At 67.0% G+C, this 22,162-nt stretch carries 14 protein-coding genes; 5 read left to right on the top strand and 9 right to left on the bottom strand.

Features of this window, described 5'->3' with window-relative positions:
- Positions 1–3: 3 nt before the first annotated feature.
- From C0R07_RS09690 to C0R07_RS09665, 6 genes are read right to left on the bottom strand one after another with little or no spacing between them, the layout of a single operon-like run.
- Positions 4–1,584 (bottom strand): family 43 glycosylhydrolase, encoded by a 1,581-nt coding sequence (locus C0R07_RS09690; protein ID WP_102788785.1) that lies wholly within the window; start codon positions 1,582–1,584, stop codon positions 4–6.
- A 38-nt stretch (positions 1,585–1,622) separates the two neighbouring features.
- The gene (gene pelA / locus C0R07_RS09685; RefSeq protein ID WP_102788784.1) at positions 1,623–2,780 is read right to left on the bottom strand and encodes a pectate lyase; all 1,158 of its coding nucleotides are present in this window, start codon (positions 2,778–2,780) and stop codon (positions 1,623–1,625) included.
- A complete protein-coding gene (locus tag C0R07_RS09680) occupies positions 2,753–4,036 on the bottom strand; it encodes a TRAP transporter large permease (protein WP_070472742.1) in 1,284 nt (427 codons plus the stop codon). Before C0R07_RS09680 ends, pelA begins: the two co-directional genes overlap by 28 nt.
- Before the next feature lie 3 nt (positions 4,037–4,039).
- Positions 4,040–4,570, bottom strand: a complete 531-nt coding sequence (locus tag C0R07_RS09675; RefSeq protein ID WP_019184090.1) for a TRAP transporter small permease — start codon at positions 4,568–4,570, stop codon at positions 4,040–4,042.
- Positions 4,571–4,582: 12 nt separating this feature from the next.
- Positions 4,583–5,587: a TRAP transporter substrate-binding protein gene (locus C0R07_RS09670; RefSeq protein ID WP_026069922.1), complete on the bottom strand. Its 1,005-nt coding sequence runs from the start codon at positions 5,585–5,587 to the stop codon at positions 4,583–4,585.
- A gap of 37 nt (positions 5,588–5,624) precedes the next feature.
- Positions 5,625–6,446, bottom strand: a complete 822-nt coding sequence (locus C0R07_RS09665) for a 2-keto-4-pentenoate hydratase (protein WP_083279831.1) — start codon at positions 6,444–6,446, stop codon at positions 5,625–5,627.
- A 151-nt stretch (positions 6,447–6,597) separates the two neighbouring features.
- Between C0R07_RS09665 and C0R07_RS09660 the strand changes: the two genes are divergently transcribed.
- The 5 genes from C0R07_RS09660 (at position 6,598) to C0R07_RS09640 (ending at position 11,695) form a co-directional block, all read left to right on the top strand.
- Positions 6,598–7,590: an alpha/beta hydrolase gene (locus C0R07_RS09660; RefSeq protein WP_167390348.1), complete on the top strand. Its 993-nt coding sequence runs from the start codon at positions 6,598–6,600 to the stop codon at positions 7,588–7,590.
- The gene (locus C0R07_RS09655) at positions 7,583–9,205 is read left to right on the top strand and encodes a carboxylesterase/lipase family protein (protein ID WP_102788782.1); all 1,623 of its coding nucleotides are present in this window, start codon (positions 7,583–7,585) and stop codon (positions 9,203–9,205) included. Before C0R07_RS09660 ends, C0R07_RS09655 begins: the two co-directional genes overlap by 8 nt.
- Positions 9,205–10,068: a rhamnogalacturonan acetylesterase gene (locus tag C0R07_RS09650; protein WP_070472751.1), complete on the top strand. Its 864-nt coding sequence runs from the start codon at positions 9,205–9,207 to the stop codon at positions 10,066–10,068. The genes C0R07_RS09655 and C0R07_RS09650 overlap by 1 nt, the downstream gene beginning before the upstream one ends.
- 116 nt (positions 10,069–10,184) lie before the next feature.
- Complete coding sequence (locus C0R07_RS09645) at positions 10,185–10,775, top strand: cysteine dioxygenase family protein (RefSeq protein WP_070472752.1); 591 nt, start codon at positions 10,185–10,187, stop codon at positions 10,773–10,775.
- Between the two features lie 80 nt (positions 10,776–10,855).
- Positions 10,856–11,695 (top strand): PhzF family phenazine biosynthesis protein, encoded by an 840-nt coding sequence (locus C0R07_RS09640; protein ID WP_070472755.1) that lies wholly within the window; start codon positions 10,856–10,858, stop codon positions 11,693–11,695.
- Between the two features lie 27 nt (positions 11,696–11,722).
- Here C0R07_RS09640 and C0R07_RS09635 read toward each other — a convergent pair whose 3' ends face one another.
- The 3 genes from C0R07_RS09635 to C0R07_RS09625 form a co-directional block, all read right to left on the bottom strand.
- Complete coding sequence (locus tag C0R07_RS09635; RefSeq protein WP_174704351.1) at positions 11,723–15,541, bottom strand: LamG-like jellyroll fold domain-containing protein; 3,819 nt, start codon at positions 15,539–15,541, stop codon at positions 11,723–11,725.
- Positions 15,542–15,692: 151 nt separating this feature from the next.
- Complete coding sequence (locus C0R07_RS09630) at positions 15,693–18,872, bottom strand: TonB-dependent receptor (protein WP_102788781.1); 3,180 nt, start codon at positions 18,870–18,872, stop codon at positions 15,693–15,695.
- 263 nt (positions 18,873–19,135) lie between these two features.
- Positions 19,136–21,892: a TonB-dependent receptor gene (locus C0R07_RS09625; RefSeq protein WP_070472762.1), complete on the bottom strand. Its 2,757-nt coding sequence runs from the start codon at positions 21,890–21,892 to the stop codon at positions 19,136–19,138.
- Between the last annotated feature and the right edge of the window lie 270 nt (positions 21,893–22,162).

The following is a 22,162-nucleotide window of genomic DNA, read 5'->3' as shown; positions in this document are numbered from 1 at the left end:
AGCTCAATCAAGGGCGCGGTAGCGGAAGTTCCGGAACTGGACCTTGCCGTCACCGGCAGCATAGATCGCCGGCTTCAGGGCCAGGAACTTGCCCGCCACATTGTGATGGTAGCCGGAGACTTCCATCTGAACCGGGTACTTCTGCCAGGTTTTGCCATCGGTGCTGGAGTGGATGGTCACGATGTGGCGATTGTTGGTCACCCGCAGCCACAGCGTGCCACCGGTGGCGCTGGGGGCCAGCCGGGTGGGGCGCTCCTCGCCGTAGCGGTGCATGATGAACTTCTCGCCGTTGCTGCCCACGCCCACGTACAGGCGGTCGCTGTAGAAGAGCAGGGCACCGCCCACCGCGCCCGGGGCAATCTCCATCTCGACCTCGAACTGGTAGGCCTTGTCGCCGGCGATGGCGGTCAGCGGCGAGCTGTCGCGCGGGGTGCTGCCCTTGCCCTGCAGTACCATGCCCTTGCCGGTGAAGCCCAGGCGCTTGTACTCGTCCTGGGCCGGGTTGAAGAACGACCACTGTGCGCCGAGGGTCTTGCCGCGGAAGTCATCGGACAACGCCATGCCGTGCTGGCCGACCGATGTGCCCGAAGGCATGGCCAGCGGCTGGCCGAGGTCGCCGCCCTTGGCCACGAACCAGCCATCGGCGGTCCATTCGATCGGCTCCAGCAGGGCCTGGCGCCCCAGCGTCCAGTACCCGTTTTCGTAGCCGTGATACATCATCCACCAGCGCCCGTCGGTGCCTTCGATCACCGTGGCGTGGCCGCGCGACCACCACGGCTCGGCGGCCGACTGGGTGCGCATGATCGGGTTGTTCGGCGCGTTCACCCACGGGCCGTGGATCGAGCGCGAGCGCGCGGTGATCACCATGTGCCCGGTGGGCGGGCCGGCGGTGCCGCCCACGGCGGTGGTCATGTAGTACCAGCCATCGCGGAAATTGATCTTCGGGCCTTCCTGCGCATAGGCCTCCACATCCCAGCTTTCCGGGTACTTCCAGCCGTCGTAGACGTGCTTGGGCGTGCCGACCACGCTCAGGCCGTCGTCGGCCAGCTGCACATAGTCGCCGCCGCTGAGGAACAGGTAGCGCTTGCCGTCTTCGCCCACCGCATGGCCGGGATCGATGTAGCTGCCCAGGCCGATGTCGATCGGCTCGCTCCACGGGCCCTTGATGTTGTCGGCCCAGACCACGAAGTTGCTGCGGGTCTCCCCGGTGCGGGCGGGGAAGTAGATGTAGTAGCGGCTGCCGTGCTTGACGATGTCCGGGGCCCAGATCGCCCCCACGTTCCTGGTGATGGCATGGCCCAGCGGCTGCCAGTTGACCAGGTCGCGCGAGTGCCAGATCGGCAGGCCGGGGTAGGCATCGAACGAGGACAGGGTGAGGTAATAGTCGTCGCCATCCTTGAGCACGGACGGGTCCGGACGGTCGCCGGCGAACACCGGGTTGAGGAAGGTACCGTTGCCCAGGTCGGCCTGGCGCTGGTTCTCGATCCCGCGCTTCCAGGCGGTGGCCGGCTCGGCGGCGTGTCCGGCGCCGGCCAGCAGCAGGCAGGCGGTGGCGAAGCTCGCCAGGGTCTTCCTCAAGTGCATCGTCTCTCTCCCTTGAACGTATCGTGGGCCGGCCGCGCTCAGCGCGCCCCGGGCCCGGCAAGACGCTGTTGCCAGCGTGGGTACTCGGTGGTGATCAGGGCCTGCGGCCAGGTGCCGTACCAGTGGTAGCCGGTGCGGCGCTCGCGCGGAATCTGATCGAAGGTGGCCACGCGTTCGCCCTCCCGGTTGGCCAGCACCACCGAACTGTCGCGCAGGTCATGGAAGCGCCCCCACAGCAGTGGGGCATCCGTATCGGCGACCAGGCGGCGATCCACCGTGGTGCGATGGAACTGGAACTGTTCCGGCGTGGTCTGGAAGGTCTCCAGCCGCCAGCCGGTCAGCGCGTGCGCCTGGAACCACGCCATGGCGGCGTTGACCGAGGCGACCACCTCCGGCGATGGATCCGGGATCGACATCAGGTAGCGGACCACGCCGACACTCTCGTCGGTGACCAGCGCCGGCAGTTCGAACTTCCGGCCCTGCGCGGGCTGCAGGGTGGTGCGGTCGTACTGGCCGGCCCAGATCGTCGGCACACCGTCCTGGCGCACCTGCAGGCGCAGCAGGCAGGCATCGCCGGCGGTCACGGCCGCGTCCACGCGGGCACGCTGATCGGCCGTGATGAAGCCGAACACCGGCTCGCGCTGCACCCGCCGCAGCGTGGTCAGCACACCGCTGGTGACGTCGTCAGCGAAGGTGATATGGCCATGGTAGGAGGTGCGCGACGGCACCGAGTGCGGCCAGCCGCCACACGTTGGAATCTGCTCGGCGAGGATGAAGTCCAGGCCGCGCACGGCCGCATCGCGATAGCGGGCCTCCCCGCTGCGCGCGAAGGCCTCGGCCAGGTAGCTGACCTGGGTGTAGATGTTGCGGTTGTCGAAGCTGCCGCCGGGCGTGGCCTGGTCGGCCGATACCTGGGCCCTGGCGGCCTCGTCGAGGATCCGCTGGGGATCCTGGTTGACCGCCCAGCCACCACCGCGCCGCTGCAGCGCGACCAGGTTGTCGGCGATCTGCCGGTACTGATCGGGCCGATAGCGCGGGTAGTCCGTGCCGTGGCCGCTCTGCCAATGGTTGATGCCGTCCTGGAAGCCGCGCAGCGCGATGTCCTGGCCCTGCGCCATGGCGGCGCAGGGCAGGGCGACCCACAGCAGGGCAGCCAGCCGCCGCACGCTTACGCGCGCAGCAGGGCGGGCAGCCACAGCGACATTTCCGGGAAGAAGGTGACGATCAGCAGCACGCCGAGGGCAGCGAACCAGAACGGCCAGATCGAGCGCATGCTCTCACCCACGCTGATCTTGCCGATCGCGGTACCGATGAACAGCACCGAGCCCACCGGCGGCGTCACCAGGCCAAGGCCACCGGTCAGCACCAGCACCAGGCCGAAGTGGATCGGATCGATGCCGTAGGCCTTGGCCACCGGCAGGAAGATCGGCGTGCAGATCAGGATCATCGGCGCCAGATCCATGAAGGTGCCCAGCAGCAACAGCATGATCACGATCATCAACAGCACCATGAACTGGCTGTGCGCGAACGACTGCAGGAAATTGACCGCCGCCGACGGCACTTCCAGATAGGCCAGCAGCCAGCCGAACACCGCCGCGGTCGCGATCACGAACAGGATCACGCCGGTACTGCGCGCGGCATGGGTGACCGTGCCGAGGAACTCGCGCCAGTCCAGCTGGCGATACAGCACCGTGGTCACCAGCAGGGCGTAGACCACGGCGATCGCCGCGCTTTCCACCGCGGTGAAGATGCCGGCGCGGATACCGATGAAGATCAGCGCGACCAGGCCCAGGCCGGGCAGGGCCGAGACCAGCCGCAGCAGCACCGCCCGCCAGCCGGGGAAGATTTCCACGCCATAGCCGCGACGGCGCGCGACCACGTAGCCGGTGATCATCAGGGCGACGGTCATCAGCAGCGCCGGCACGATGCCGGCCGCGAACAGATCGGCGATCGACAGGCCACCCCCGGCCGCGGCCGAGAACAGGATCAGGTTGTGCGAGGGCGGCACCAGCAGCGCGACCAGCGCGGCAGTGATGCTGACGTTGACCGCGAAGTCACGGTCATAGCCGCGCTTGACCATCTGCGGAATCATCGTGCCGCCGACCGCCGAGACATCGGCGATGGCCGAACCGGATACACCGCCGAAGAACAGCGAGGACAGGATCGATACCTGGCCCAGGCCGCCGCGCATGCGCCCGACCAGCGAAGACGCCAGTGAGATCAGGCGCTCGGAAATGCCGCCGCGCATCATGATTTCGCCGGCGAAGATGAACAATGGAATGGCGATCAGCGAGGCCGAGCCGGTACCGGCCGAGATCTGCTGGACCAGCACCAGCGTCGGCAGATCCAGGTACCACAAGGTAGCCAGGGCGGCGGCGGCGAGCGCGAACGCGACCGGCACACCGAGCAGCAACAGCACCGCGAACAGGGTGAAAAGAATGGTGATACCCATGACTCAGCGATCTCCCTCGGCAACGGCATCGGCCGGCCGTACAGCCAGCGCCATCTGGTTCACGGCGAAGATCGCCATCAAGGCGCCACCGATCGACAGGGGCAGGTAGTTGATGCTCTGCGGCAGGTTGGCGCCGGCGGCCTTGATGTCCAGGCCGTCCATCAGCAGCACGGCCGCCCACCAGGCGATGACCACGCCCAGCACGGCCACCACCAGCGCGGCGAACACATCGACCGCGCGGCGCAGGCCCGGGCCCATGTGCGCGGCGAGCAGGAAGAAGCCGAAATGGCGGCGGGTATGCACGCCGGTGGCCGCGCCCAGGCTCATCGCGGTGGCGAGCAGCAGCAGCGTGACCGGCTCGGTCCAGCTGGGCGAATCATTGATCACATAGCGGGCGAACACCTGCCAGCCCTGCACCACCACCAGGCCCAGCAGGGCGATGACGGCAATGTAGATCGCCACATCGGCGATGACGTTGAGCAGGCGCTGCGGCGCGGTCGGGGTGATGACGGTTTCGGAAGTCGAGTCGGACATCGCGTCGGGGCCTCAGGCGAAGTCGCGGATGCGACGGGTGAGGGCGGCCAGCTCCGGCTGCTGCAGGTATCGCTGCAGCAGCGGGTCGGCGGCCTTGCGGAAGGCCGGCATGTCGACCTCGTTGAATTTGATGCCGAAGTCGGCCACGGCCTGGCGGGCGGTGTTTTCCGAGGCATCCCACTGCTCGCGCATCACCTGCACCGACTCGCGTGCGGTCTCGATCACCAGGGTGCGGTCGGCCGGACTCAGCGCATCGAAGCTCTGGCGCGACATCAGCAGCACGTCCGGCGCGTAGGAATGATCGCTCTGCGACCAGTAGTGCGCGGCCTCGAAGTGGCGGCTGGAGTGAAAGCTGCGCATGTTGTTTTCCGCACCGTCGATCATGTGCGTTTCCATGCCCGAGAAGGTATCGCCCAGCGACATCGGGGTCGGGTTGGCACCGAGCAGGCGCATCAGCTGGATGAAGATGTCCGAAGACGCCACGCGCAGCTTCAGGCCGTGCAGGTCCTTGGGTTCCACGATCGGATGCTTGGTGTTGTAGAAGCAGCGCGCGCCGGAGTCGTAGATGGCCAGGCCGACCAGATCGCGGGTTTCAAAGCCCTGCAGGACCGTATCGGCAACGCCACCATCGAGGGCGCGGCGCATGTGCGCCACCGACTCGAACACATACGGCAGGCACAGGCCCTGGGTCAGCGGAAATGCGTTGTTGAGCGCGCCGGAGTAGACGCGGGTGATGTCGATGGCGCCGAAGCGGGCCATGTCGATCGCCTCGGACTCGCGGCCGAGCTGGCCGGAGTGGTACTGGCGCAGGCGCAGCCGGCCGCCGGTTTTTTCTTCCAGCGTCTTCCCGATCCATTTCACCGCCGTGACGGTGGGGTAGTCGGCGACGTGGACGTCGGTGGCGGTCAGCAACTGCGCACCAGCCGGTGCGGCGTTGGACGACCGCGAACAAGCCGTCAGCGCGGGCGCGGCAAGCGCGCCCAGACTGGTGGCCAGGAAACTTCTGCGAGTGAACATCTGCGCCCTCCCAAGCGTGCTCGCCATGTCCGCGCGGTTACCCGGCGGCGATGGCCTTGCAGGTAATGTCGCCGTAGCCGACGAAACGGATCAATGCTTGCTGGCCCACGGCGATATCGTGGATGCCGGTAGCGTTGCCACTGGCGATCAGGTCGCCGGCCTTCAACGGCCGCCCACGCTGCGCCGAGCGGCCCAGGGCGAAGGCATAGGCGGTACGCAGGCCACCGGGCAGCAGGGTCGCGCCACCGGTGCCGACCACCTCGCCCTCGATGCGGGTTTCCGCACGCAGGTCGGCATCGTCCAGGCGGGTCCAGTCCGGGATTTCCGGGCCCAGCACCAGGCCATTGTTGTTGCCGAAGTCCGACACCACCACGCGCGGGCCGAGCTTGTTGATGGTCGCCAGCGGGCTGCTGGCCACTTCAACGCCGATGAAGAGCTTGGCGGCCAGGGCCTCGGCTTCTTCCGGAGTCCACTGCAGCTTGTCCGCCGGGGCGTCTTCCTGCAGCTGGATCACGTACTCGGCCTCGACCGCGCCGAAGCCCCCGACGAACACCGGAATCTCTACTGTTCCACCGGTAGCATTCCAGAGTTGACGCGAGAAGATCGGGCCCAGCAGCCGATCGTCGCCGGAGACATCGCGGCGCTCGGCGGCGATGTAGCCCACCTTCCAGCCGACCACCTGGTCGTCCCACAGCGCGATGGCCTGGTCCTGTACCTGATAGGCGGTGACGAGGTCTTCCGGGATGGTGCCCGGGAAATCCGGCAGGGATTGGCCGTGTTGGCGGGCGCTGACGAAGTGCCGGGCGATCTCGCCCAACCCCTGGTCGGGCAGGTCCTGTTTGCCGTGGTCGTTGCTCAAGCGGGTCTCCCGGAAAAATTGTTGCACTGCCAATCGACAGCGGTTGGATGTGCTGTATATGGTAAACCGGTGTCATTGGCAATGTGCAGCGCATCAGAACGGCTGCCGGTCAGGCACGATGCCTGTTCCCCTGCCGGAAGGACGTCCGCCGATGCGCCGCCCCCTAGTGTTGTCATTGTTGCCTTTCCTGCTGCTGGCCTGCGGCCTCGCGCGCGCAGCCGAGCATGCCGTGCCGGGCACCGAGCCGGCCGCTGGCGCGGCGGACCGGATCGCGTTGTGGCCGGCGGGCGAGGTGCCGGGCGAAGCCGGCCCGGCCAGCGTGCCCAACGTGGTGGAGCGCAGCCATGATCCCGCCCTGCCGGATCGCTACATCGACAACGTCAGTGCGCCCTACCTGGTGGTGTACCGGCCACCGCGCCCGAACGGCAGCGCGCTGCTGGTGGTGCCCGGCGGCGGCTACCAGCGCGTCGTGCTCGACAAGGAAGGCACTGCCCTGGTGCCGGCGTTCGTCGAGCAGGGCGGGGTGACCCTGTTCGTGCTGCGCTACCGGCTGCCCGCCGGCCGCAGTGATCGCCAGGCCGCCCTGGCCGATGCGCAGCGCGCGATGCGGGTGATCCGCGCGGATGCTTCGCGCTGGCAGATCGATCCGCAGCGCGTCGGGGTAATGGGTTTTTCGGCCGGCGGCCACGTCGCGGCACGGCTGAGCAATGGCTTCGATGCACCGGTCTATCCCCATCGCGATGCCATCGATGCGCTCAGCGCACGCCCGGATGTCGCTTTGCTGATCTACCCGGTGATCGACATGGGCGCGCACGCGCATACCGGCTCGGGTACGCGCCTGCTTGGCCCGCACCCCGATGCCGCGCTGCAGGCGCGGTTCTCGATGCAGGAGCAGGTCCGCGCCGATACGCCGCCGACCTTCCTGGTGCATGCGCAGGACGACACCGTGGTCTCGGTCGATAACAGCCTGGTGTATTACCAGGCGCTGCGGCGCGCCGGCGTCGCCACCGAAATACATCTGTTCCCGTTCGGCGGCCACGGCTTCGGCGTGCGCATCCCGGCCGGTTTGACCGCCGCGCAGTGGCCCGAGCTGGCCCTGCGCTGGATCCCCTCGCGCCACACGGAGCCCGCGCGTCATGACTGATAGCCCCGCCGATCTTCAACGGCGTCGTTTCCTGCGCGACAGCGCGCGCTATGCACTGATGCTCGGTGCTACCAGCCTGCCGCTGTTGCCGGCCTTTGCCGGGGTGCCCGGCCCGCGCCACGATGCCGCGCCGCTGGCGCGTGTACGCAGCGGGCGCCTGCGCGGGCAGCTCGAGCAGGGCGTGAATGTGTTCCGCGGCATTCCCTACGGCGCCGATACCGCGCCACGACGCTTCCAGCCGGCCGTGCAGGAATCGGCCTGGCGTGGCGTGCGTGATGCACTGGCGTACGGCAATGCCGCGCCGCAGGGCGGTAACGAAGGGCCGGGCAGCGAGGACTGCCTCTACCTCAACGTGTGGACCCCGGCGCTGCGCGACGGCGGCAAGCGGCCGATCGTGTTCTATATCCATGGCGGTGCCTACAACAACGGCTCGGGCAGCGACCCGCTGTATGACGGCAGCGCGTTGTGCCGGCGTGGCGACGTGGTCGTGGTCACGGTCAACCATCGGCTCAACGTGTTCGGTTACCTGTACCTGGCGCAGTTGGGCGATGCGCGCTTCGCCGATTCGGGCAATGTCGGCCAGCTCGATCTGGTCCAGGCGCTGCAGTGGGTACGCCAGCACGCGCCGGAGTTCGGTGGCGATGCGGGCAACATCACCGTGGTCGGCCAATCCGGTGGCGGGGCGAAGATCGCCACGCTGATGGCGATGCCGGCCGCACGCGGCCTGTTCCAGCGCGCGTGGACGATGAGCGGGCAGCAGGTCACCGCTGCCGGCCCGCGTGCGGCCACCCAGCGCGCGCAGATCGCGATGCAGGCCGTGGGGGCGGCCGATGCCGAGGCGCTGCGCACGATGCCGATGGAAGCGCTGCTGGCCGCCACCCGTGCACGCGATCCCTCGCGCGTGGAGAACAGCAGCCTGTACGTGGGCCCCGTGCTGGACGGTCGCTCGCTGCCGGTGCATCCGTTCTGGCCGGAGGCGCCGGCACAGTCCGCCGGAATCCCGATGGTGATCGGCAACACCCACGATGAAACCCGCGCCTTCCTCGGCAACGATCCGGCCAACTTCGCCCTGACCTGGGAGACGCTGCCGGCCAAGCTGGAAAAAGAGCAATACGTGGACCTGCTGCCCTCGGTGGTGATCGCCGAGTACCGCCGCCTGTATCCGCACTACACGCCTTCGGAGGTGTTCTTCGCCGCCACCACCGCCGGTCGTTCATGGCGCGGTGCGGTGGAGGAACTGGAGGCGCGTGCACGCCAGGGCGCACCCACCTGGGCCTATCAACTCGATTGGGGCTCGCCGCTGGACGGCGGCAGGTTCGGTGCGTTCCACACCCTGGATATCCCGCTGGTGTTCGACAACATCGACCGCCCCGGTTCGCGCACCGGCAACGGCGAGGAAGCCAGCCGCGTGGCGGCCACGATGAGCGAGGCCTTGATCGCCTTCGCCCGCCATGGCGATCCGAATCATGGCGGACTGCCACGCTGGCAGACCTATTCGCTCGCCCGCCGCGAAACGATGCTGTTCGATGCCACCTCACAGCAGGCCGACGACCCGCGCGGTGGCGAGCGTCGTCTCTATCAGCAGGCCCCCTTCATCCAACGAGGCACATTCTGATGCGGTGTACGTCCTGGCTGCTCGGCAGCGCACTGTTCGCCCTGATGAGCGCGGCGCAGGCCGCCGTGGATCCGGCGGTGATGGACCGCCCGGCACCGACCCCGATCCGCGCCAGCAAGATCGTGCTGGTCGGCGATTCCACCACGGCCGTGCAGGGCGGCTGGGGGCCGGCGTTCTGCGCACGGCACGTGACCTCGTTCCTGACCTGCACCAACCTCGCCCGCGGCGGCCGCAGCACCTACAACTACCGTGCCGAAGGCTCGTGGGCGCTGGCCGAGGCGGAGATGCGCATGCCGGGCTATGCGCAGACCTGGGTACTGATCCAGTTCGGCCACAACGACCAGCCAGGCAAGCCGGGCCGCTCCACCGATCTGCAGCGCGAGTTCCCGGACAATCTGCGCCGCTACGTGCGCGAGGTCCGCGCCACCGGTGCACAGCCGGTGCTGCTGACCCCGTTGACCCGCCGCCAGTTCGCCGACGGCGTGCTGATCGATGATCTGGCCCCGTGGGCCGAGGCCGTGCGCACTGTTGCGCGGGAACTGGAGGTGCCGCTGGTCGACCTCCACGCACGCAGCCGCGCGGTGGTGCAGGCGCTTGGGCCGGTAGCCTCGATGCCGCTGGCACAGGCGGCCGCCACGCCTGCGCAGGTGAGTGCGGCGCTGGGCGGTACGACGGTGGGTGCAGCGCCCGTCGCTGGCGCACCTGTCGCGCAGAACAACGCCGCCACCGAGCCCATGGGGCAGGCCAAGGTCGCCTTTGATTACACCCATCTGGGCCCGGACGGCGCGGCGCTGTTCGCCACACTGGTCACCGAGGAACTTGCCCGTCAGGTTCCCTCGTTGCGGACGCTGCTGATTCCCTGATCAATAGGCAAGTCCGACTATTTCTTTCGAATGGCGGGGTATGTCGGAGATCGTGGGGCAAACGGATGTGATCCAGGTCAAACACGTTGTTCACCCGGATCGCCTAGACTCGGGGCATGCAAGACCAATGCAACCCGTTTCCGCCGTTCCATGGCCGCGATCGATTGATCGCCGCGGTCGACCATGCGGTGCAGCACGAGCACGCGCACCAGATCGCCACCACGCTGCGCTCGGCGTTGCGTGAGGCGATCGCCGACAGCCGCATCCAGCTGCCGGCCTGCGTGCATCGCCCAATCCAGGACCACTACGCGCGCCGCGAGCTGTACCGCAGCCCCGTGCACGGCTACAGCATCGTGGCGATGAGCTGGGGGCCGGGGCAGGGCACGCCGCTGCACGACCACAGCGGGCTGTGGTGCGTGGAGGGCGTGTGGCTGGGCCAGCTGGAAATCACCCAATACCAGCTGCTGGAGCGTGATGGCGAGCGGTTCAGCTTCCGCCCCGAAGCGGCCGTGGTGGGCGACTGTGGCAGTGCCGGCAGCCTGATCCCGCCGCACGAGTACCACACCATCCGCAATACCAGCGATGCGGAGCTGGCGATCTCGGTGCACGTCTACCAGGGCAAGATGACCCGTAGTGCCATCTTCGAACCCGAGGCCGATGGCTGGTACCAGCGCCGCGTGCAGGTGATGGAAACCGACGCGGCCTAGGGCGCGACGGGCGCACCGCTCGACCCGACGCCGCGGTGGCGCGCATCATGCGCGTTGCACCCGGTTACCGACGTTCCGCCATGCCTACGCTGCCGTTCCAACAGGTCAATGTGTTCAGCCAGGATCCCCTGCGGGGCAATCCGCTTGCCGTGGTTCTGGACGCCCAAGGCATCGACGCGGCGCGCATGGCCGCGTTCGCGCACTGGACCAACCTGAGCGAGACCACCTTCCTGCTGCCGCCTACCGATCCGCAGGCAGACTATCGCGTGCGCATCTTCACCACGCTGGAAGAACTCCCGTTCGCCGGGCATCCCACCCTGGGCAGCTGTCATGCCTGGCTGGCCCATGGCGGCGTGCCCAAGGACGAAGAGATCGTGCAGGAGTGCGGCATCGGCCTGGTGCGGATCCGTCGCAGCGAGGCGGGCCTGGCATTCCTGGCGCCGCCACTGCTGCGGGGCGAGGCATTGGCACCGGACCTGCGCGAACAGGTGCGGCGCGGGCTCGGCGTGGCGGCGGAGGACGTGGTGGACGCGCGCTGGGCGGACAACGGCACCGGCTGGCTGGCCCTGCGCCTGCGTGACCGCGCCGCGGTGCTGGCGATCCAGCCGGACTACGCGCAGCTGCAGGGGCTGAAGGTCGGCGTGTTCGGGCCGTGGCAGGCCAGCGATGGCGACGAGGCCCAGTACGAAAGCCGCGCCTTCATTGCCGGTGACGGCGCACCGGAGGACCCCGCCACCGGCAGCCTCAATGCCGGCATCGCGCGCTGGCTGCTGAGCACCGGCGAGGCGCCGGAGCGCTATGTGATCAGCCAGGGCACCGCGATGGGCCGTGCTGGACGGCTGCGGGTAGAACGCGTGGGCGAAGCACTATGGATCGGCGGGGACTGCGTGACCTGCATCGAGGGGCAGGTCACGCTGTGATCCGTCGCTGCCATGCATGGCATGGCACTACCGGTCCAGCACCACCAGGTTGTTGCGCTGGGTCACCTCGGCGGCGCCATCGGCCTGCATGACACGCACGCGCAGCCCACTATGATCCCCGGCCGGCAGCGGCAGGCTGATCGTGGTGGTTTTCGGCACCAGATCGCTCGGCGCGGGCAGGCTGGGAATCTCCACCCGGGCAAGCGCACGGCCCTTGGCATCTTCCAGCACCGCCACGCCCACGCTGGTCGCGACGTGGCCCAGGCTGTGCACGGTCACCTGCACCTGGCCGCCCTCCACGCGGACATCGCTCCGCCCGATCCCGAGGTCGGCCCGCTGCTCGACCGGCGTGCCGGCCTGCACCAGCTCGAACTCGAACACCTGGCTCTGCCCCGGCGCGAAGCGCAGCGTGGTCGAGGCACTGCGTTCCAGCGCCAGATCGCGCGTCGTCGCCTTGCCGTCGATCCGGTCATCGCCGTCGCGGTCCACGCCGCTGGTCATCCGCCATTGCCCGGCGGTGACGTTCCAGGTGCTCATCTCCGCGTCCACCGCGCGCGTGCCCAGGTTGTAGGCGATCACCTTGAAGCGGTCCGGCGAAGGCGCGTGCACCAGCAGCGCCACCTGTTCGGCCGCGTCCGGCTGGGCGAAGCGCCAGCTCACGGTGTGGCCGGGCCAGCTCTGGTTGCGCTTGAGCGCGATACCGCCCAACCGCGCGCGCTGCAGGAACTCGCTCGGCGCCTCGACACGGTCGGACCACCAGTGGCCTTCGGTGTTCATGTACTCGCGCTGGGCCTTGGCCTGGATGCCATCAGCGTGCAATGCCTCCAGGTACTTCTTGTCGCCGGTGGCCTGCCACGCCATCAGACTGGAGAAGCCGGTGTTGCCACCGTCGGCATCGCTGATGAAGCGCGGGTTCCACTCGGCACCGCGGCCCAGCGCCTCGACGTAGTTCTCGCCCAGGTTGGACAAGGCACCCGGGCCACCGCGCTCCACGCGGTAGTCCAGCGCCTTGAGGTACTTGTCATCGCCGGTCCAGCGCCATGCCGCCCAGAAGGTGTGCATGATGTCGCCGCTGCCCGAGCCGTTGTTGAGCTCGCCGCCGCGGGTCTTGCCGGTCGCCCAGTGGATCTCGTTCGGCAGCGCCCAGCGCCCCTTGTCGTCGGTGTAGGCGTGGGCCAGGTAGCTGTCGGCCAGGCCGGTGACCAGCTTTCGGCCGGTCGGGTCGGCGTTGTACTGCCCGATCAGGAACGCCGGGTGCAGCACCGGGAAGGAGTACGGTTTCTGCCACTGCCAGTTCGGCTCGCGGTAGACCTTGTTGCCGCCGAACCAGTTGCTGGAGAACAGCAGATGCCCCTGCGGATTGGGCAGGATGATGCGTTCATCGAAGGCCTTCACCGTTTCCATCAGGCGCTCGACGGTGAGCGGATCACCCCAGTTGAGGTAGAGCATCGCGCTGTTGGTGTTGATGCCTTCCTCGTAGGCATGCAGCTCGTCGGTCTCGATGGTGCTCAAGCCATTGCTGAACATGCCATTGCGGTACACCGCATCGGACAGCGCGGTCAGCGAGGCATTGAGCTTGTCCGGCTGCACGCCCATCAGGGCCAGGCCCGGCCACTGCTGGGTGAGATCGGAATCATCGGAAATGCCCCCGCCGAAATCCCCGTACGCAATCTGGCGGTTGTCGATCCACCAGTCGATGAAGCGGCGTACGTACTTGAGGTCTTCGGTCTGGCGGAAGGCCCACAGCGGTACGCCCTTGGGCGCGTCGGGCTGGGTGAACGGCGGTTTGCCCTGGCTGTTGTAGCTGATGTAGTTCCAGTACAGCCGGCCCAGTTCGTGGTCCGGATCGACGCGCAGCAGATCGCTGAGGTCGGCATAGACGCGCGCATACAGGCGCTGGCGCTTGGAGGTGGTGTGCTCTTCGACCAGGAAGCCCCAGTTGTCGCGTACCTGATTGAAGCGGTCGGCGATGTGTTCCTTCTTCGCCTCCTCGCGGTCCTTGTAGACCATGCGGATTTCCGCACCATCCAGCGAGGTCGCATTGAAGCCGGGCGCCGCAGAGGCGATGGAGATCCACAGGCTGTCGGCGGTCAGGATGCGATCGCGCAGGTCCAGCCACAGGGTGCGCTTCTGGCCCGGCTTGACCGAGACCGACACGTCGATCATGTCGCGCGCCGGCCAGATCGGGTCCTTGATGCGGATGTTGAGCGGGATCAGGCCGTCCTGCGTGGCCGGCAGATCCAGCTTGGGCAGATCGATGGCGATGCCATCCAGGCCGTCATGCATGTTCTCCCAGCTGTGTGCCCAGCTGCGGATCAGCGGCTGCGCGGCCGGCGCGTCGCTCACGCCGGAGGGAATCAGCACGTGCACGATCGGCATCGGCTGCGCGGGCAGCGTGTCGGCCGTGCGCTTGCGCGAGCCGGCGCCCTTGGGCAGCGCCATCACCGTGCTGCGTTCGGCCGCCGGGTAGCGGCCGTCGATGTACTCGCGCAGTGCGGCGATGTTGGTGTAATCCGGCAGCGCCTGGCTGTCGATCAGGTAGCGCTGCTTGACCGTACCCTCCGGCTCGGCGGCGTCGCTGACCTGGTAGGCCCAGATTTCCTGGATCGGGGTTTCCTGCGCGGTATTGCGGAAGTGCAGCACGCCGCCGTCCTGGGCTGGAATGCTGTTGACGCTGCGGACCACGCCCTGCGGGCGCTGGAACAGGGTCTGTGCCGGCTGGCCGTCCACGCTGTGGCTGAGCCCGCCAAACGCTGCACCGCGCACTTCGATGCGGTTGACGGTTTCACCGGCCGGCAGGGTCAGGTCGAGCTGCTGGCCACCCTCGACATAGGTATTCCAGTCCGGCAGCTGGAAGTAATCATCCCGTCCGGCCAGCCGCGAGCGGTTGTAGACGCCCGGCCAGGTGGTCTCGGCGATGCCGTCGGTCGCCTTCCACATCCACTGCTTGTGGTCCTTGGTATCGGCGAATTCGATTTTGCGGATCGTGGTGGTCGGGGCACTCAATGCCGGCGGCGGCGTGGCCTCCCACCCATGGCGATGGCGCCAGGCGCGCATCGGGTCAGGCGCGGCCACGGCCGTGGTCGGGGCAGCATTCCGGGCCAGTGCGGCCATGCCGGCCGGATCGAGCAGACGGTCGTAGACGCGGATCTCGTCGAAATCGCTGCCACGCAGGAAGTTGTAGCGGCTCTGCACCTGGTAGGGCGCCATCACGCGTCCGGCCAGGCCGAGCTGATCGAGTGCGGCGTCGTAGTCGGCGGTGGTCTCCTGGCGGGCAACCTCTTTGCCGTCCACGTACAGGCGCACGCCGTGGTTTTCGTCCCAGCCGAAGGCGATGTGCTGCCACTGCTGCGGCGAGGGGTTCTGGTCGAGCTTGAACGACACGCGGGTGCGCGCCAGGTTGGCATCGGTGACGAAGGCATCGAAGCCGTGGCCGTTCCAGTCGATGCGCAGCCAGGCCATGTCCCAGCTGCTGTGGTCGGCATAACCAACCCGGAAGATCACGAACGGTGCTTCACCCACCGCGTAGCGCGAACGCCAGAAGAAGCCCAGCGTACCGCGTTGGGCCTGGATGTTGCCGGGGGCATTCCACGACAGCACGCCGTCATCGGCCCATTCGATCGCACTGCCATGCGCCCCGTCGGGAACCCGCTTCACCTTGTCCACGAAGTTGGGGACCGGGTCGCCCGCGGCGGTATCGGCCTGCAGGCCCTGGTCGGCCGACACGTGGAACAGCAGCTGGGGCGCGGTCTGCGCCCAGGCGGTGCCACTGCCCGCAAGCAGCAGCGCCAGCAGGCTGGCGGACAGGCGGGAGGGGCGGATCGAGGCGGCGACAACGCGATGCATGAGACCTTCCTTTCGACAGCAGAAACAGTACAGCGGAACCAGCAGCGGGGGTCAGCCGCTCACGGTGGCCTCCCGCCCCGGCACCGCGCCCGCCATCCCGGAGAGAAGGATGCAAGCGGGCGCGATACCTGTGGCGGAAGACGCAGCACGGTCAGAACTTGTAACGCAGGCCGAGGTAGTACTGGCGGCCCGTATGGGTGTAGCGATCCGGCAGCGACAGCGCTGAATCGACGTAGCGCTCGTCGGCGGTGTCGAGCAGGTTGATCGCCTCGAAGGTCAGCGAGAGGTTCTTGTTGACCTTGTAGGACATGTTGAAGTCCACGTTCTCCACGCTGTACTTGCCCTGCACGTCGGCGGTGGCGAACTGGTTGCCGTCCAGGTCCCACACGTTCTCCTGCGAGAGGATCGTGCTGATGTACGCGTCGCGGTAGCTGGTGGAGACGCGGGCGCTGAAGCGGCCGTCGTCGTAGTACAGGGTGGCGTTGTACGAGTTCGGCGAGAGGTTCAGCAGGTCGTTCTCGGTGTAGGTGGTGACGATCGTGCTGCCGGTGCCCGAGCTGAACATGTATTTGATCTTCGACTCGACGTGCGTGTAGTTCAGCTGCACGCCGAAGTTCTTCCAGAAGCCGGGCAGGAAGCTGAAAGGCTGCTGGTAGGACACTTCATAGCCCTTGAGCGGGCCGCCCGGGGTGTTGAAGTAGCTCTGCACGTTGAACACGGTGTCCGGGCTGAAGCCGGTCGGCAGCAGGTCCAGCGAGTAGCCCATGTCCGCCCAGGTGGTGAGCAGGCGCGTGCGCTGCACGTAGCTGTCGATGTCCTTGTAGAACAGTGCCGCCGACAGCAGCGCCCCTTCCTCGAAGTACCACTCCGCGCTCAGGTCGTAGTTGGTCGAGCGGAACGGATCGAGCTTGGGGTTGCCCAGGTTGATCGAGTAGCTGCGGTCGTCATCGAAGTACGCGGTAGGTCCCCCGCTGACGCTGGGCGACAGGTTGGACAGGGTCGGGCGGGCCATGGTCTTGGCCGCGCCGAAGCGCAGCACGAAGGTATCGCTCAGGTCCCAGGCCAGGTTCAGCGAGGGCAGCCAGTCGTCGTACTTGTGGCCGACCCGGGTGGCGACCTGCAGGCGCTCGCCGGGATCGGCGGTGGCGCTGGCCACGCCGAAGAACGGCGCGCAGGCCGAAGACAGATCGGTCGCATTGGCCGCGGTGCACGGCGCATAGCCATCGGCGGTGATCCGCGTCTGCACATAGCGCACGCCGAGGTTGCCACGGAACGCACGACCCAGCAGATCGGTGTTGAAGTCGAGCTGCAGGTAGCTGCCGTAGCTCTTCTCGTTGACGTCGAAGTTGTTGTTGGACGCGCCGAAGTGGCCCACGCTGGCCAGGCGGTAGTCGCCGCCGAGGGTACCGGTGTCGCAGTTGCAGTAGATGTCCAGCAGCTTGGCGATCTGGTTGAAGTCCGGCACCAGCCAGCTGTTGGGCAGGTTGCCGTCCATGCCCTTGCCGAAGCCGCTCAGCGTATCGCTCAGGTCACCCACGGTGACGCCGGCCGGCAGTGCCTGCGACAGGCGCCCGTAACTGATGTTGCGGAACTCCTGCGTGCTCATGTCGTAGTCTTTGAAGGCCAGACCGCCGCGCAGGGTGAAGGTGGGGCTGATATCGAAGGTCAGATCGACCTTGGCCGTGTCGAAGGCGTTGTCGACGTACTGCGGATTCAAGCGCACTTCGCTGATGTTGCCGCCACGCGCGGTGCCGTTGGCGTTGACCGGCGTGCTGCCGTAGCCGAGCCACTTCCAGTTGTCCACGGCGTTGAGATCGAACGGGAAGGACATCGCCGGCACCTTGCCGTTGCGCATGTCCAGCACGAAGCCGTCCAGGTTGCTGTTGTCGAAGCTGACCATCGAGAAGACCGGCCGCTCATAGTTCGACTCGGAGTGGCCGACCACGGCATCCAGGCGCACCGCATCGTTGAAGCGATGCTCCAGGTTCAGGCTGAACTGCTTGAACTCGGTGCTTTCTTCGATGGCGGTGGATTCGGTGCGGAAGTCGACGTTGTCGAACACGCCGTAGGTCAGGCGGTTCTGCTCATCGGCATGCGCTTCGCGGACCACGATCTGGGTCTTGCCGCCGTACTGCGCGGTGCGATGCAGGTTGGCGCCGATGGAGTCTTCGCGCACGTTCTTGTCGAGCTTGGAGTACAGCATGTCCAGGTTCAACTGCGTGTCGTCGCTGACCTTGAACTGCACTGCGCCGGTGACACCCAGGCGCTCGATCTCATGTTCGGTGCGGATATAACGCGGGTAACGCGGGATCCAGGCGTTGGTCGCGGTCTCGTAGGCGGCGATGTTCTCGGCGGTCGCGGCCGGGCGATCCAGGCCGGGGCCGCAGTGGGTCGCATCGATGCCGTAGCTGCCCCAGCCGTTGCTGCGCGCCTGGTTGGCGGCGCTGCCGACACCGGCGGCGGTTTCATTGGCCAGCGGGTTGCGCGGGGTCTGCGGGTCGTAGCCGGCCGGGCTGCAGAAGCCATAGGTGCCGTTGTTGGCCGCGGTGCTCTGGTTGGAGTTGCGGTAGTTGCCGTGCTCCCAGCGGACCGGGTTGTAGCCTTCTTCGAAGATGGTGCGCTTGCTGTAGGCCACCGACATCAGCGCGCCGACCCGGCCGTCGGCCCAGGTGTTGCTGATCAGCCCGGAGATGCGCGGGTCCTTGTTCCTGGAGAGTTCGTTGAAGCCGTACTGGCCGCCGAGCGAGGCCTGGAAGCCCTCGAAATCGAACGGGCGCGAGCCGCGCAGGTCGACAGTGGCGCCGAGAGAGCCCTCATCGGTCTGCGCCGACTGGGTCTTGTTGATCTTGACCCGGCTGAACAGCTCCGAGGCGAAGGTATTGAAGTCGAAGCCGCGGCTGCGGTTGACGCCGGTGGTGCCGCTGCCTGCGGTGGACAGCGCTTCCAGGCCGTTGATGCGCACGCGGGTGAAGTCCGAGCCCAGGCCGCGCACGGAAATCTGCTGGCCTTCGCCGCCTTCACGGTCGATCGAGACGCCGGCGATGCGCTGCATCGACTCGGCCAGGTTCAGATCCGGGAACTTGCCGATGTCTTCAGCGTAGATCGCATCGACCTGCTCGACGCTGTAGCGCTTTTCATCCAGCGACTGCTGCAGGCTTTCGCGGTAGGTCGCCTTGACCTCCACCTTGTCCAGATCGACCGCGTTGAGTGACGCGGCCTGTTCCGGCGTCTGCTGTGCCGCGGCGATGCCAGCCACGCCCTGCAACGCCAAGGCGACCGATACTGCGAGCAAGGTAACCGGTGTCTTTTTGCGGGTGTCGAGTCGTTCCATCGTGTGTAAGCCCCTCCCAGGGTTCGCCGCCATGCGACCGTGATGTTGATGAGTCATGACGTCCGGCCTCCCCCGGAGCGTCCAGCGCGCATTGCCGCGGTGACACCGCTGGTCATCCGAAACGTAACAAACCATTCACGCGGCGGCATCTTGCGCCGCAGCAGCGTGCATTCGCTGGTGAGAGTCGTGGGATGGCAACGATGGCGGCGCGCGCGCAGCCGGCGGCGTGATCACTCACGCCGCCGGCGGGTACTGCCGTTGAATCAGAACTTGTAGCGCACGCCGAGCAGGAACTGGCGGCCGGTTTCGGTGTACTGCAGCGGCAGCCGACCGGTGGCCGGCGAGTAGACCCACTCGTCGGAAGCTTCGTTGGTCAGGTTGATGCCTTCCAGGCTCAGTTCGAGCTGGTCGCTGATCGTGTAGCGGATCGAGGCATCGATGACGGTGGTGCCGGTCATGCCGTGGTAACCGTCGAGGTTGAAGCCGGCTTCCGTACCCGGTGCCTGGGTCAGGTAGTCATCGCGGTTGGTCGCCGAGACACGGCCGGAGAAGACCTTGCCTTCGTAGAACAGCGTGGCGTTCCAGGACGACTTGGACAGGCCGGTCAGGTCGGTCTTCATCACCGGCTGGCCGGCCGCGTTGAGGTACTGGATCTGCGATTCCACCCAGGTGTAGTTCAACTGCACGCCCAGGTTGGACCACTTGCCCGGCAGGAAGGTGAACGGCTGGGTGTAGTTGGCTTCCACGCCGTGCAGTTCACCGCCCGGGGTGTTGACCGGGCGGCTGTAGGTGAAGTCGTCGGCGGGCGAGGCACCGGTGCCGATCAGCAGCGAGGCGGGCAGGCCGCTGTCGGAGTACGGACGCACTTCGCGGGTGGTCTGCACGAAGCTCTCGATGTCCTTGTAGAACAGCCCGATGCCGGCCATCGCGCCTTCGGCGAAGTACCACTCGAAGCCGAGGTCGACGTTGGTCGCGCGGATCGGCTCCAGGTCCGGGTTGCCGCTGGAGATGGTGCGCGCACCACCGGCCACGGCCACCGTTGCGCCCGGCGTCAGGCTGCCCAGGCCCGGGCGGCTCATCACCTTGGCCGCGCCGAGGCGGATCAGGAAGTCCGGGGTGACTTCAGCCACCAGGTTGAACGAGGGCAGGGTGTCGTTGTAGGTGCGGTTCTCGGTGGTGGAGACCGTACCGGTGGCCAGCGTGGACAGGCCGGTGGAGCTCTGCTTGGTGCGCACGTAGCGCACACCCACGTTGCCCGACAGCGGCAGGCTGCCCAGTTCGGTGGAGAACTCGCCCATCAGGTAGGCACCACGGTCCTTCTCTTCGACGCTGCGCACGTTGTTGGCGCGCGGGGCGACGGCGAAGATGCCGCTGTTGCTGTAGATGTCGAACTGATCGGCAATCGCGTTCAGGTCCGGCACCACCCAGTTGGACGGGCTGCCGTTGATGCCCTTCAGGCCGGCCTGCTCGGTCATGTCCACCGGCACGATCTTGGTGCCATCGGCGAAGTTGGGCACGGCCAGTTCGCTGGCACGGCGCAGTTCGGTGGTCTTGAACGTGTAGTCCTTGGCCAGCACGCCGCCCTTCAGGCGGAAGCCCGGGCTGATGTTCCAGTTGAAGTCGAGCTGGCCGGTATCGAAGTCATTGTCCACGTACTGCGGGCGCAGGCGGATTTCCGCCAGTTCCCAGCCCGCCGGGTTGGTCGGGTCGATGCCGTAGTTCAGCGTCGGGAAGCGGCTGTTGCCCCGGTAGTCGTAGCTGTAATTGTCGACGTCGTACTTGTCCATGATGATCGTGGTCTGGACCGGGTTCTCGTGCTTGGAGCGCGAGATGCCGACCTTGCCGGACAAGGTGAAGTCATCGCCAAAGCGGTGCTGGCCATTGAGGCTGAGCTGCTTGAACTCGGTGCTCCACTCGTCATGGCGGTTTTCGGTACGGATGTCGACATTGTCGAATTCGCCGTAGACCAGCGCGTTGTTTTCGATCGCGCCGTTCTTGACGATCATCGCCGGCTTGCCGACCAGGCGCGGCGTGGTGCTGGTGCCACGGCTGAAGGAGATCGCCTCGATGTAGTGTTCGTCGCGGGTCGCATCGATCTTGGAATACAGCGCATCCAGCGAGAACTCGGTGGCGTCGCTCGGCTTCCACTGCAGGGTGCCGGTCACGCCCAGGCGCTTCTGCTCATGCTCCATCTGCACGTAGCGCGGGAAGCGCGGGTGGTAGACGTCGGCCGAACGGGCGGCGGCGAACGGCGAGGCCGCGTTGAAGTTGCCGTTGCTCGGGCCGTTGGCCCAGCGGCCGGTGTTGGAGCCCTCTTCCAGCGCCTGGCGCTCGGAATAGGCCACCGACAACAAGGCACCGAAGGTGCCGTCGGCAAAGGTGTTGGAGATCAGCGCGGCCATGCGCGGGTCGGCCTTTTCGGCCATCGCGTTGTAGCCGGCCTGGCCGCTGGCGGCGAAGGTGAAGCCGTCATAGTCGAACGGGCGCGCGGTGCGCAGGTCGACCGTGGCCCCCAGCGAGCCTTCCTCGACGTCCGCCGAGGCGGTCTTGCGCACCATCAACTGCGAGAACAGGTCCGAGGCGAACACGTTGAAATCGAAGCCACGGCCACGGTTGGTGCCGCCGCTCTGGTCGCCGGCGCCGACGGTGGTCAGCGCTTCCATGCCGTTGATGCGCACGCGGGTGAAGTCCGGGCCCAGGCCGCGCACCGAGATGTTGCGGCCTTCGCCGGCCTCACGGGTGATGACCACGCCGGGAATGCGCTGCAGCGACTCGGCCAGGTTCAGATCCGGGAACTTGCCGATATCCTCGGCGACGATGGCATCGACCACGCCGGCTTCGCCGCGCTTGATGTCCAGCGCCTTCTCGACACTGGCGCGGTAGCCGGTGACGGTGACGGTATCCAGGTCGGTGGGGTTGGTCCCCGCATCCTGGGCCAGCGCGGTACCACTCAGCGCCAGGCCGATCGACAATGCGAGCAAGGTAACCGGTGTCTTTTTCTGCGTGTTCTGGACTTGCATGTTTTCCCTCTCCCAAGGTGCTACATGAAACAGCTATCCAACGACATGTCAGTGCAATGACACCGCTGGTCAGGGCGGACGTTAACAGCCCGTTACTGATCCGGCATCTTGCACCGCAGCAGACTTTCAATGTCCCGCAGACGCTTGCAGGACAATGGTTCCGACATTCGGGACAGGTGGACGGGGCGGCGTCCATCGCTAGAATGACACCGCTAGCCATTGCTGCTGGGCGTCCTTGCGGCGTCTGCGGCCCTCACAAGGATCCAAGAC

The sequence above is a fragment of the Stenotrophomonas bentonitica genome, assembly GCF_002887735.1.
GTDB classification, from domain to species: Bacteria; Pseudomonadota; Gammaproteobacteria; order Xanthomonadales; family Xanthomonadaceae; genus Stenotrophomonas; species Stenotrophomonas bentonitica_A.
Note: the sequence above shows the minus strand (reverse complement) of the source record. Positions and strands in the feature narration are given on the sequence as shown.

Excerpts from the sequence above, each read along its gene's own strand:
- C0R07_RS09690 (WP_102788785.1), bottom strand. The coding sequence starts at position 1,584 with ATGCACTTGAGGAAGACCCTGGCGAGCTTCGCCACCGCCTGCCTGCTG.
- C0R07_RS09660 (WP_167390348.1), top strand. The coding sequence starts at position 6,598 with ATGCGCCGCCCCCTAGTGTTGTCATTGTTGCCTTTCCTGCTGCTGGCC.
- C0R07_RS09640 (WP_070472755.1), top strand. The coding sequence starts at position 10,856 with ATGCCTACGCTGCCGTTCCAACAGGTCAATGTGTTCAGCCAGGATCCC.
- C0R07_RS09675 (WP_019184090.1), bottom strand. The coding sequence starts at position 4,570 with ATGTCCGACTCGACTTCCGAAACCGTCATCACCCCGACCGCGCCGCAG.
- C0R07_RS09625 (WP_070472762.1), bottom strand. The coding sequence starts at position 21,892 with ATGCAAGTCCAGAACACGCAGAAAAAGACACCGGTTACCTTGCTCGCA.
- C0R07_RS09650 (WP_070472751.1), top strand. The coding sequence starts at position 9,205 with ATGCGGTGTACGTCCTGGCTGCTCGGCAGCGCACTGTTCGCCCTGATG.
- C0R07_RS09670 (WP_026069922.1), bottom strand. The coding sequence starts at position 5,587 with ATGTTCACTCGCAGAAGTTTCCTGGCCACCAGTCTGGGCGCGCTTGCC.
- C0R07_RS09630 (WP_102788781.1), bottom strand. The coding sequence starts at position 18,872 with ATGGAACGACTCGACACCCGCAAAAAGACACCGGTTACCTTGCTCGCA.
- C0R07_RS09645 (WP_070472752.1), top strand. The coding sequence starts at position 10,185 with ATGCAAGACCAATGCAACCCGTTTCCGCCGTTCCATGGCCGCGATCGA.
- C0R07_RS09655 (WP_102788782.1), top strand. The coding sequence starts at position 7,583 with ATGACTGATAGCCCCGCCGATCTTCAACGGCGTCGTTTCCTGCGCGAC.
- C0R07_RS09635 (WP_174704351.1), bottom strand. The coding sequence starts at position 15,541 with ATGCATCGCGTTGTCGCCGCCTCGATCCGCCCCTCCCGCCTGTCCGCC.
- C0R07_RS09680 (WP_070472742.1), bottom strand. The coding sequence starts at position 4,036 with ATGGGTATCACCATTCTTTTCACCCTGTTCGCGGTGCTGTTGCTGCTC.